We start from the raw sequence: 12483 nt of genomic DNA, 5'->3' as shown, positions 1-12483 counted from the left end.
GGAGCCAATCTGGGGCAAATGGGGATAATGGCAGAGATCGACGTATTTCTTGAAGGGCTCGGGCTGACCAAATACGCCCCTGTGTTTGCTGCCAACGAGGTCTCTCTGGCTGATCTTGTACATCTCTCTGAACACGACCTGATAGATATGGGGCTACCGTTGGGTCCGAGGCGCCGACTGACGGCAGCTTTGGGTCAGGCGCGCGAGGCGAATCCGGCACCTATTCATGGCCATGGGAAGATTGTGGCTGAGCGACGGCAACTGACTGTCATGTTTGTTGACCTCGTTGGATCGACTGCCCTGTCAGAACGTCTGGACCCGGAAGATCTGGGTGAGCTGCTGCGACGGTTCAAAGAAATCTGTTCAACCTCAGTAGCTCGGTTTGGTGGCCATGTTGCAAGCTTCATGGGCGATGGGGCGATGATCTATTTCGGTTATCCTCATGCGCTTGAAGATGCAGCGTCACGGGCTGTTCATGCCGGATTGGATATTCTGGGCGAGCTGGCCCGCATCGAAGGTCAGGAAAAACTGAGCGCGCGGATCGGGGTGTCGACGGGTCTTGTAGTTGTGGGCGAGATACACGGCGAAGGGCTGAAAGAACATGACGTGGTTATGGGGCGCACGCCCAATCTGGCCGCTCGATTGCAGGCGTTGGCCGAGCCAAATACCCTGATCATCAGCCCTTCGACCCGACGATTGATTGGCAATGCATTTGAGTTGGAGGATCGGGGCTCATTCGCACTGAAAGGATTTTCGGAGCAGGTCCAGGCCTGGACAGTTACAGGTCAGGCTCGGATCGAGCGTAGATTTGACATTATGCCGGATGCCGGGGCCGGGAGACTTGTCGGGCGACAGGTCGAGTTTCGTAAACTGATCGAAAAGTGGCAAGAGGCCTGTCAGGGTGCCGGTCAGTCTGTGTTGGTTTCTGGTGAGGCCGGAATTGGCAAATCACGTTTGATCGAAGGGTTAAGCCAAGAGCTGGAGGATCAAGGCGCACTTCGGCTCAACTTTCAGTGCTCACCATTTCACGCCAACTCGGCGCTTTATCCGATCATTCAGCATTTGGAGCGCGCGGCGGGGTTCACGCCAACCGACAGCGACGACGAGAAGCTCGGGAAACTCTCGTACCTCCTGCGACATCATCCGCGCGAGCATATGCGCCTGATCGCCGATTTGTTGAGTGTCGAAGCGGACGCTTCACTAGGTCCGCTTGATTTGCCGCCACAGACAAAACTTGAACAGACGCTCGATGCGGTGACCGAGCAACTAGCAGCGTTGGCCCGTGAGAAACCTGTCTTACTGTTGTTTGAGGATGCCCATTGGGTCGATCCGACCACATTGTCGCTGACCGACCGGGTGATCGAGCGCATTCGAGATTTGCCGGTTTTGATTGTTATTACCGCTCGCCCCGGATTTGATCCAAGTTGGGGGCATCATAACAATACGTTGCACTTGCCGCTGAAGCGTCTGGAAAACCGGGACATTGCCGAGATCGTGGCGGAGGTGGCAGGAGGAAATTCTATTCCAGCCGAAGTCTGCGATCTGATCGCGGCCAAAACCGATGGCATTCCGCTTTTTGTTCAGGAAGTAACGCGCGGCTTGTTGGAATCCGGACAACTGAGACTGACCGACCAGGGATATGCCTTGCGCGGTCCGTTGCCAGCGCTTTCGGTGCCGAATACGCTCAAGGATTCTTTAATGGAGCGCTTGGACAGGCTGGGAACCGCTAAAGAGGTTGCACAAACTGGTGCTGTCTTTGGTCGACAGTTTTCAATCGCGTTGCTGGCCTCGGTCTCAATTTTGTCACCGACGGTCTTGGAGGCTGGGCTGGAACAGCTTTTCTCTGCCGGTATCATTTTGCAGGCCCCGGATGAGGCAGAAGATGAGTTCATCTTCCGCCACGCCTTAATACGTGACATGGCTTATGACAGCTTGCTGCGCACGGAACGGCAGGTGCTGCACGACCGGGCGGCAGGTGCGCTGCTTGAAAACAAGCCACAGCTTGCCCAGACTCAACCCGAGCTACTGGCGCAGCACTACACGTTAGCGCACCGTGCGGATGAGGCGGTGACGCATTGGCAAAGCGCCGGGCGGCGGGCGATTGAACGTTCGGCCCAAACCGAAGCGTTGACGCATCTGTCAAAAGCACTGGATCAACTGGCAGATCTTCCCAAAAGCAAAGATCGAGATCTGCAAGAGATTGATATTCAAATCCTGCGCGCCGGAGTGCTGCGGTCAACCAGCGGTATCTCAGGGGATGCCACAGGCGAAGCGTATGGGCGGTTGCGAGACCTCTGCCATCGAGCGGATGAGACCGAAAGGCTGTTTCCGGTTCTCAACGGGCTGTATGCCTTCCATCTGGTGCGGGCCGAATATCGGTTGGCGCAAGATGTATCGGCGCAAATTCTTGATCTGGCGGCGGAAAGCGGCAGGACTGAACACCGAATGGTGGGCCATCGCGCGATGGGTGCTGTGCAGTTGCATTTAGGTAATCTGCCTAAGGCAAAAACCCATCTCGAACAGGCCTGGTCGCTATATGATTTTGATCAACACAGTCAGTTGGCTTATGTCTATGGGACTGATCATGCCGCCATTACTTCGGCGTTCCTGGGTACGTGTTATTGCCTCATGGGGCGGCACCAAGAAGCCTTGCAGATTCAACGCACGGCTTTGGGCTGGGCGAAGGAATTAAAGCACGCCCACAGTGTAGCGCAGATTTTGGTCTATATGTGCAAGGTTCATCTTCTCGCACGCGACATACCCGCTTTGCAGCAGGATGTCGAAGCGTTGTCCAAAGTTGCTGAAGAGCATTCGCTGCCATTCATGGCCACCATCGCGCGATTGTGGAAAAGCTGGGCCAACGCGACCGAATCCTCGGATATTGCGCATATCGATGATCTGCGCCAAGCATCAGAGGACTGGTGGGCAGTCGGGGCCGGGAACTACAAATGTTTCTTCCCCTCTCTGATTGCCGAGCTTCTTATAAACGCGGGTGATCATAAAGCGGCTAAGCAGACATTGTCGCACGCGGCGCAAATGCTGGCTGAAACCGAAGAGAAATGGGCCGAAGCTGAACAGCTGCGAATCGAAGCCAGTTTTGTTGCCGGCACCGGGGGCGGCCCAGAGCCTTTGCTGTTGCGGTCGATCGAAACGGCGCGACGGCAAGGGGCACACTTGTACGAACTGCGTGCAGCGGTTGCGCTGACACGTTGGCGGCTCGACCATGGAAAGCCTGCGGGCGATGCACTTAACACCGCTTTGTCTCATTTCGAATCGAACGCTTATCTGGCGGATCTGGAAGAGGCACGAGGGTTATTGAAAACGACCACTTGACCGACAGGGGCCATTGCTGCCAGCTTGGACAGCGGCAGATATGGGATGATACCGAAAATTCATAGTTGTGGCGTGGGGATATGCGTTTCCACGCTACCAATTCATTTGGTGTGAGGAGACCCTATGAAGAAGATCAGCAAAACGCTTCTGGCCAAGGATATTGTGGCGCAAAGCCGCACTGATCTGGCGCTGCAGCAATATCACTCGATCACGCCCGAGCAGATACGCGCGTTTGAAAAGAAACTGATCGGAACGGTCACTCTGCCCACCGACCCCGACTACAACAATGACCGGCAGGTTTGGAATCCGGCCTTTCAGGATTACCCTGAGATCATCGTCTATTGCGAGACCATTCAGGATGTGCGCGCCAGTCTTGCTTTCGCACGTGAGCACGACTTGTGGGTTGTGGCACGGTCTGGTCGCCACAGCACGGCGGGGTATTCGGTCAACAACCAGATGGTGCTGGACACCAGCAAAATGCGGTATGTCACCGTCGATCCTGAGGTGCCGATGGCTTATGTCGGTCCGGGTACGCCGTTCAAGATGCTGAACTCTGAGTTGAATTCCTATCACCTGCATGTGCCGGGCGGGGCCTGTCAGGATGTCTGCGTCGCAGGCTTCATGATGGGTGGCGGTTATGGCTTTACCTCTCGCCGCTACGGGATGGCTTGCGACAATGTCCTGGGCGTAACCGTGATGCTGTGGGATGGCAGCATAGTGATCGCGGACAAAAACACGAACCCCGACCTGTTCTGGGCCATCCGGGGCGGGACGGGCAACAATTTTGGGGTGTTGTTGGAGATCCGTTACCAGCTGCACCCGCTGTATATGGTCTGGGGCTGCCATATCACATGGCCGCTGGACAAAGCCGCAAAGGCGTTGGAGTTCCTTCAGGCCAATTATATGAGCACCTGCGATGATGATCGGTTCGGAGCTTATATTTTCCTTGCTTTTCAGGGCGATAAGAAAGTGCTGCTGGTGTCGGCGCTTTATGATGGGACGGCCGAAGAGGGCAACGCATTTATCCAGCCCTTGCTCAGCGAAGAAATCGGCGGCGAGATGGGGCCTGATGACCGGAATTATGGCACCTATCAGGAAATCAACTCGTGGCTTTACGACGACAAGTACGACATCCCTGTCGTGCCCGATCAGGCGCGCGAAGATAAGCAGGCCGGGTATATCAAACGCCAGCTCAACGCGGGCGAATGGCAGCGCGTCGTGGACTACCTCGACAGCACGCCCAACGCCTATGGCGCGGTTGCGATCGAACCCTATGGCGGCGCGATCAACCGGATGCCACTGGGCAAAGAGGGTAACGCCTTCATCCACCGTGATGTGTCGCTGAACTTCTACGTTGATGTGTTCTGGGTGTCGGAAGAAGAAAAAGAGATCGTCGTGCCCTGGCTCGACGGGTTCATGGAACTGATGACCGAGGAAGGATATTTCATCGACCGGGTCTATCAGAACTACCCTCGTCGGACGCAAAAGAACTATCGCTGGCAGTATTGGGGCGAATATTTCAGCTCGTTGCTGTTCGTGAAGCGGAAATTCGATCCGGACAATTTCTTCCACTATCAGCAGAGCATTTCGCCGGTGCCCGACGATGCGCCGTCCGACATCGTCCGCGACACATCGAAACCTATCTTTGATGATCCGAAGATCACATACCAAGACTATTCGAACCCCTGAAAGAGGGGGCAGCCAAGGCCAAACGGGGGAGGGCCCAGCATGGACGCGATCCGAGAGATTTTCTTTCTGCCACCCATGGCGGTTGCTCGCCTGGGACCGGGTGAAACACCGCTGGAAAGCTATGAGTGGCAGCAGGACATGGATGCCCATGGCAACAACAAGACGGTCATCCGCTCGAACATAACCCTGCGCGAAGCCGAAGATGGCAGCGTTTCGGCCTATCTTCCCGACCCCGATATGATCCGCTTTCGCGACGAAGGCGGCGCGCTGCGCCCTGTTGCTCCGTTCTTTGAACTGTGGGCGCGGATGCATGACGCCGAGACGGGCGAGGAATATGAGACGCCGTTGACGCTGGATCTGCTCGACGATCAGGGGCTGTCGCTGCAGAATGTGCGTTATTCGGTCACCGTCGGAAATACCAAGGCCGAGCGTCGGACCGGGGATGCGGCCTGCGGATTTCGCGCTCGGGTCGAGATTGCGGGGCAGGATTTCGCCCCGAAACCCCTACTGGCTTTTAGCCCCTACACCTCGGAGCAGCAGCCGATGGTCTACGAGCACAACCCGATCCCGCTGGGCTCGATCCGTGCGATCCATCCGGTGCAGGGTCACGATGAGCCGGTTGAAGGTGAGTTCATCGACCGCAGTATTCTGCGTCTGCGGTTCATGCCCCCCAAGGGCGAGGTTTATGGCCCGCCCGATGCAGCCTACGGCCCGGCGACGCTAGCGGTTCCGGGATACCAGAACGACCCGCCGAAATCGGAATATGGCCGTATCCATGAAATCGTGCCCGAACAGAACCGTATCCTGAACCCCGACACCCCTTGGTCGAAATGGATCATGATGTCCGGCACCTCGGACGATCCCGAGCCGCATGACAGCTATGATGGCGCCCGCGTCGGCAATGACCAGTCCTGGGGTGTGGCCGATGACACCAGCGATGGTGTAATTGAGGCGACGCTGGCCGTACGCGGCGAGCGTCTGACCGCGCGCGCGACGATCATGACCGGACCACCCGATTTTGCGCCGGACGCTAGGCCGTTCTACAGCCTTGAAGATGATCTGGCAGACCGCGATCTGTCGTTGATTTCGGTCACAGAAGACAACTACACGCAGGCTAAGGATGAGGTGGTTGATATCTTCCGCCGCGCGTTTGAGACTAATAGCCTGATCAACCTCGATGATATCCGGGCGCAGGGCTTGAAAGATAATGCCAAGCTGCAGGCCAAGACCGGGATTTCCCCGACGCCGGGCCTGCCATCAACCGATGCGAAATCCATGACGGAAGAGGATGCAAGGCCACCTGACAAGATCGACGAACTGATCCGTCCGCAGCCGATCTCGGTCTTCTCGAACTCGGTGCCCAATGACCGGCTACCTTACACCGTGGCCACGAAATTCGTGCATGAGCAGCTGATTGATGAGGCCAACCTGCTGGACTTCCTGCGCCGCCGCACGGATTTTGTGAAAACGCTGCTGCGCCCGCCTTACGGCATCCTGACCGAACTTGAGACCGACCCGAACCCCGATCAGGCCCCGAACCCGGAATTCCGCGATCCGCGGATCATTCGAGATTCGATGCACGATGCGCGGATGCCGCCCTATATGCGCGATTCCAATTATTACCCGCTGTCCTTGTCGCGCAGGCAGTATCATCTGGTGATATCGTTCATCGACTATCTGGTTGCACAAGAATCGGAGGCTCAGAATGTCTGATCAACCCGGCCAAATCCGCGTCAAACCCCGCAACCTGACCGCCCGCGCGGCCTATAAGGTACCGGGCAACCCTGACAACACGCGACTGGATGGATCGGTGGGCAATTGCTTTCCCGGTCTGGAAATGGATGTACGCAACCTTGATCGGCGCTTTTTCCCCGGTCTGGTGTTCAACGCCGCGCGCGTGCCGCTGAACCCCGTGCCCGAGGCGCCGAAGAATTCACAAGGCTTCCATCTGGTCTTTGTCGATTATTTCTACGACCCGATGCTGCCTGACAACAGCCCCGAAGAATGGGTGCAGACCTTGCTGGAGGCCTACAGCGGCGACGTAGGCGCAAAGCTCAGCCAAGGGCGCTGGTTCCTGTCATGGGTCGAACAAAGCGGCAAGCGCATCACTTTCAAGGAGGAAGACGGCACGCCCTATGACGGGCTGATGATCTGGCGGTTTATCCGCAGTCTGGAACATGGCGATGACAAACCGGTCAGTATTGCTCTGGAGCGGCGCAATCACGAAGGCAGCGTGGATACTGAGCAGGTGGTCCTGCACGGATTCCGTCGCCAGTACCGGACCGAGGCGGGTGTCTTCAACGAAGCCTATGATCCCGGAGAATTGACGCAGAGTCTGTGCAACCCGTGGTCCCATGACTTCCGCGATTGCGGCTGCCACTACTGGCCCTCGAACCATCCCGATGTGGTGATGGCCGAGGTGGCGCATGACGATCAGCTGCCTTCGGGCCAGTCGAAGAACCCGATTGAGGCCGAAACCTATCTGGATTGGCTGCGCTCGGACAAATCTCCATCCGGCAATGTTGCGGCGCTGAATACGGTGGAACAGAACCGCCCCTATCAGATCGACCATTATCAGGTGAACCAGATCTGGAGCGAACTGCCCATCGTCGTGGAAGGCCGCGAAATCGATGAGGTCTATGTGGCTGATCCCGAGTTACCGGGTGTTTGTCCCTACGAGACGCCTGAGGACATGATCAATGACCTCAAGACCCGTTTGGCCGCGATGGAGATGACACTGAGCCTGCAATATCTCTATGCCTATTTCTCGTTGGCGGATCCCGAAACGGCGGACACCCAGAAATGGCCGACGCTGAAGGACGACCTGATCTTTGCTCGGCGTTCGGTTCTGGAGGTTGCGATTGGCGAGATGACCCATATGCGCTGGGCGAACCAACTGCTGTGGGAGCTTGAGCCAGAAGGGTATGAACCGATCCTGACCCCGTCTGAAACTCTGCCAGCCGGCAAGGGCAAGACGCAGCCGCGCGCGCTGCGTCCTTTGACGGCTGAGGCGCTTGCGGATTTCATCGAGATCGAGCGCCCCGGCGGCTTTATCGACCGCGCTTATGCGCAATGTGTTGCAACGCTGGAGCAGGAGGACTTATTCCCCGAACGCCGCCTCTATGCGCTGGCGGTGCGGATCGACACCGACGGGGACGAGCATTTCCTGCGCTTTAGCCAGATGAAGGATGTTCTGGCCAAGTACGATACCGGCGAAGGTACTCCTGCTTACTTGCGCCCGATTAAGGTCGGGACCGAAGAGCAGGCCAAAACAGCGTTGGAACTCTACGCTAAGGTCAAGGATGGGTTGGCCAATGCCTATACGCTTGAAGCGGGTGGCAAATTCGAAGAGTCTCAGACCTTTATCCAGCAGGTGCGCGATGACATGAAGCTGTTCCGGGTCGAGGGCGAAGCGCTGGCGGCCCAAGGGATCGGCATTCCCTTCTGGACGGAGGGCAAGGCGTGATCGCACCCGCCACACAGGTGCATTTCTTCGAAACAGGGAATGGAGATCACATGCTCGCCATCGATGGCTCGCGCGTCTTCGACGTCCCCGAGGGCACGGCGGGCCGGTTTGCGGCGATGAACACCGCGGGCCAAAGTGCTTTCCTCAGGTCCATGGGGTTGGATGGTACTCCATTCATCGACGATACACTGCCACAGGACCTGCCCGTGCGCTCGCTGTCACTGGCCGTGGCGCAGAAATGCAACCTGGCCTGCACCTATTGCTATGCGGCGGGTGGCGAATTTGGCGGTCCCGCGCGGAATATGGAGTGGGAGGTCGCCAAGGCCTCGGTTGATCGGTTGGTGGCCGAAGCCGAACCCGGTGTGCGGATCAACCTCGCCTATCTGGGTGGAGAACCTCTAATCAACCGTGATCTTGTGCATCGAACCACGGAATATGCTGTAAAACAGGCGCAGGCAAACGGATTGAGCGTTGGCTTTTCGATCACCACCAATGGAACCTTACTGCGACCCGAGGATGCCGCGTTTTTTGAGGCACATGGATTTGCGGTCACCATTAGTCTGGATGGCGTGGGCAAGATTCACGACAAACTGCGCCCAAATCGAGGAGGGCGGGGCAGTTTCGACATGATCCTGAAACGGGTCGAGCCGCTTCTGGCCGCACAGCACCGGATGCAGGTCGGTGCCCGGGTGACGGTCACGCCGCAGAATATGAACCTGCCAGAGACGCTGGAGCAGTTCGTGGGGATGGGTTTCCACTCGATCGGCTTCTCGCCAATGCTCGCGTCGCCCAATGGTCAACATGAGCTGGAACGCAACGATCTGGACGAGATGCTGACCCAGATGATCCACTGTGGTGAAGTGTTCGAGGCGGCGGTGATCAAAGGACGGCGGTATCCGTTTTCAAACATGGCGGCGGCGATGCAGGAAATCCATCGCGGCACCCATCGGCCCTATGCCTGCGGGGCAGGGGGCGGATATTTCGGCGTGTCCGCCGATGGTGGCCTGTTTGCCTGCCATCGCTTTGTCGAGGACGAAGCCGGAGCCATGGGCGATGTCTATGATGGCCCCGACTTGCGACGCGAAAACTGGTTGGCGGACCGTCACGTGCACACCCAGTCACCCTGCAATACGTGCTGGGCGCGGTATCTATGTGGCGGTGGGTGTCATCACGAGGTCATCCACCGCGGACGCCCAGCCTGCGACTACATTCGCGGCTGGCTGCACTATTGCCTTCAGGCCTATGTCCGCTTGTCCGAAGCGAGGCCCGATTATTTTGGCGTGCCTACGCAGGCGGCCTCTGCCTGATCGGATGGTCATCGAGACTGAAATCTGCGTAATCGGTGGCGGCCCAGCAGGCAGCGCGGCGGCGCTGAGGCTAGCTCAACTGGGTCGTCGCGTCTGCCTGATCGAAAGACAAACCTTTCCGCGCCAGCATGTCGGAGAATCTCTGCCACCAACAATCTGGCCGATCCTAAACCTTCTGGGCGTCGAAGAAACCGTGGCGCAAGCCGGGTTTCTGCGCGCAAGCGGATCGATCCTGCATTGGGCCGGAACGTTTGAGCGTCGCGGTGCTGACGGCGATTACCCTGGTCTATTAGTGGATCGAGGCCAGTTTGATGCGGTACTGCTGCGGGCCGCGCGGGCGGCGGGAGTTGAGATCATCCAGCCCGCACGGGCATACCGCCCGATGCGCGATAGATCAGGCTGGGAAATACCAGTACGTACCGATACGGAAGCATTCCAGGTTCAGGCTCGGATCCTTCTGGATGCCGCAGGCCGGCAAGCCGGGCTGGGCCGCAGGTTTCGCCCGGCTTCTCAGCCTCTATTGGCGCTCTATGCTTATTGGCAGGTTCCGCCAGGCTTCGGCCCACAAGCGCGGGTCGAAGCAGGCAAGTCGCACTGGTACTGGGGTGCGCTGTTGCCGGGTGGGGTGGTCAATGCAATGGTTTTTGTTGAACCCGAGAGCTGCAAAGGGCTTTCACCTGCGGACCGGCGCGATCTTTACCTGAACCTGCTGGCGCAATCGACCTTGTTATCCCCTTGTCTGGAACAGCGCCGGATCGGGCCAATCCGGAGGGTGGATGCAAGCAGTCGAACCGAGGTCACACCTCCGGCGCGAGATCTACTGCGGGTCGGGGAAGCCGGTTTCTCGGTCGACGCTTTGTCATCGCAAGGGGTGCAATTGGCCATGGGGCAGGCAGTGCAGGCCGCAGCAGTGATAAACACGCTGCTGGATACGCCCAAACACAGCGAACTGGCTTTGACCTTCTACACAGACCGCCAGTTTGAGCGTGTACAGACCCACGCCGCGCTGTCGGCGGATTTCTATGCGAGGCAGCATGCGGTCAGTCCTTCGCCGTTCTGGGCCGAGCGGGCACATCCGTTGGAATGGCTCAAATCGCCTCGAACCGACCCGAACCCAGAGAAGTTGCGCAACGATTTGTCCCTGACCCTGTCTTCGAAAACACGGCTGATTACGTCTGGGGTTCAGGTCGCCGCGCATATTGAGCCGGGACTTGTTTTGAAGCACCCTAATCTTCAGCGGCCTGTCGCAAATCTCGAGGGTGCTTCGCTTGGCCTTCTGTTGCAGCGCTTACATTGGCCACAAAACGCGAGCACGATCGTTGCATGTTGGTCAGATATACTCGATGCCGAACGAGCGGCTCGCATTCTGGACTGGCTTTGGCACCATCGCATACTGATCCCGGCAACTGATCGGGCTTAATCACGGTTCCCTCTGCCATCCGAATGGCATAAGCTTCGCCGCAACGCCAACCGCCAAGTAACAAGAGGTCGCATGTCGCGTTTTGATGGGTATTTCCTGCGGCAACTGCTGGTGCTGTTTGGCTTTTTCACTCTGGTCCTTGTCGGTGTCTTCTGGATCACACGTTCGGTCAGCCTGTTTGACCGCGTGATCAGCGGCGGCCAGTCTGCAATGGTGTTTCTGGAATTCACCGCGCTGACCCTACCGACACTGATCCGGACGGTTATGCCGATGGCGGTGTTTGCCGCCGCTGTTTATGCGACCAACCGCTTGAGCCGGGAAAGTGAGATGACGGTGATGCTGGCGACCGGATCGAGCCCTTGGCGTCTGGCGCGCGCTGTTTTGATGTTCGGGCTGAGCGCTGGGTTGATAATGGCGGTCATCAGTGTGTTTCTTCGGCCTGCATCGGTTGATCAGCTGGAGAAAAGACAGGATGAAGTCGCTGGTGATGTGACCGCTCAGCTGCTGAATGAAGGCGAATTCCTGCACCCGGCAGACGGTGTAACCGTCTATATTGGCAGCATCGATCTGGACGGTACGCTGCGTGAGGTCTTTGTTTCGGACCGGCGAGAAGCGATAAATCCCGTCAGCTATTCCAGCTCCACAGCTTATCTGGTCAACCAGACCTCAGGCATTCATCTGGTTATGCTAGACGGGGTTGCGCTGCGATTTGATGAGGCTGGCAACACGTTGTCATCAACGTTGTTCGAAGATGCATCCTACGACATTTCAGAGCTGACACTGAACTCGGAAATGGGCCACCGGAGCCTTGAGGCGATACCTACGATCGAGCTGATCTGGGATCGGGAAGCTGTTGCCATGAAAGATTACCACAGCGTCGGTCATCTGGTTGATGAACTGCATCAGCGATTCTCATGGATCGCCATTTGTATTGCGGTTGCCTTGGTCGGCTATTCGGCGCTCATGCTCGGCAGTTTTTCGCGTTTTGGCTTGTGGCCCCAGATACTCGGAGCCTTCACGATTCTTGTATTGTTGGAAGGCGTAAGGGGGTTTGTTTCACCTGTAGTGATCGGAGATCCACGTTTGTGGATTTTGCTTTACCTTCCGGCGATACTGGGCGTCGCATTGTCAGGCCTGTTCCTGGCTATTGCCGGACGCCCCTTGTTCCGTAAGTCATCCGGCAACGGCGCCATTACCTCTGCATGATACTTGGCGTTTGTCGCGTCGAATTCTTTTGCGTTGTTGATCGGTCTGTCTAATCTAGGCGC

General features: G+C 57.5%; 7 protein-coding genes. All 7 read left to right on the top strand.

Features of this window, described 5'->3' with window-relative positions; translation table 11 throughout:
* Positions 1-27 precede the first annotated feature (27 nt).
* Complete coding sequence (locus ACR0KN_RS05230) at positions 28-3333, top strand: adenylate/guanylate cyclase domain-containing protein (protein ID WP_480651920.1); 3306 nt, start codon at positions 28-30, stop codon at positions 3331-3333.
* Positions 3334-3456: 123 nt separating this feature from the next.
* Positions 3457-5022 (top strand): FAD-binding oxidoreductase, encoded by a 1566-nt coding sequence (locus ACR0KN_RS05225; RefSeq protein ID WP_480651918.1) that lies wholly within the window; start codon positions 3457-3459, stop codon positions 5020-5022.
* 39 nt (positions 5023-5061) lie between these two features.
* On the top strand, positions 5062-6735 hold the full coding sequence (locus tag ACR0KN_RS05220; protein WP_480651916.1) for a hypothetical protein: 1674 nt from the start codon (positions 5062-5064) through the stop codon (positions 6733-6735).
* Positions 6728-8488 (top strand): ferritin-like domain-containing protein, encoded by a 1761-nt coding sequence (locus ACR0KN_RS05215; protein ID WP_480651914.1) that lies wholly within the window; start codon positions 6728-6730, stop codon positions 8486-8488. The genes ACR0KN_RS05220 and ACR0KN_RS05215 overlap by 8 nt, the downstream gene beginning before the upstream one ends.
* A complete protein-coding gene (locus ACR0KN_RS05210) occupies positions 8485-9795 on the top strand; it encodes a radical SAM protein (protein WP_480651912.1) in 1311 nt (436 codons plus the stop codon). Before ACR0KN_RS05215 ends, ACR0KN_RS05210 begins: the two co-directional genes overlap by 4 nt.
* 4 nt (positions 9796-9799) lie before the next feature.
* Complete coding sequence (gene qhpG, locus ACR0KN_RS05205; RefSeq protein WP_480651910.1) at positions 9800-11215, top strand: flavin-dependent monooxygenase QhpG; 1416 nt, start codon at positions 9800-9802, stop codon at positions 11213-11215.
* Between the two features lie 72 nt (positions 11216-11287).
* Positions 11288-12421, top strand: a complete 1134-nt coding sequence (gene lptF, locus ACR0KN_RS05200) for an LPS export ABC transporter permease LptF (protein WP_480651908.1) — start codon at positions 11288-11290, stop codon at positions 12419-12421.
* Positions 12422-12483 lie beyond the last annotated feature (62 nt).

The sequence above is a fragment of the Ruegeria sp. AP7 genome, assembly GCF_056539905.1.
Note: the sequence above shows the minus strand (reverse complement) of the source record. Positions and strands in the feature narration are given on the sequence as shown.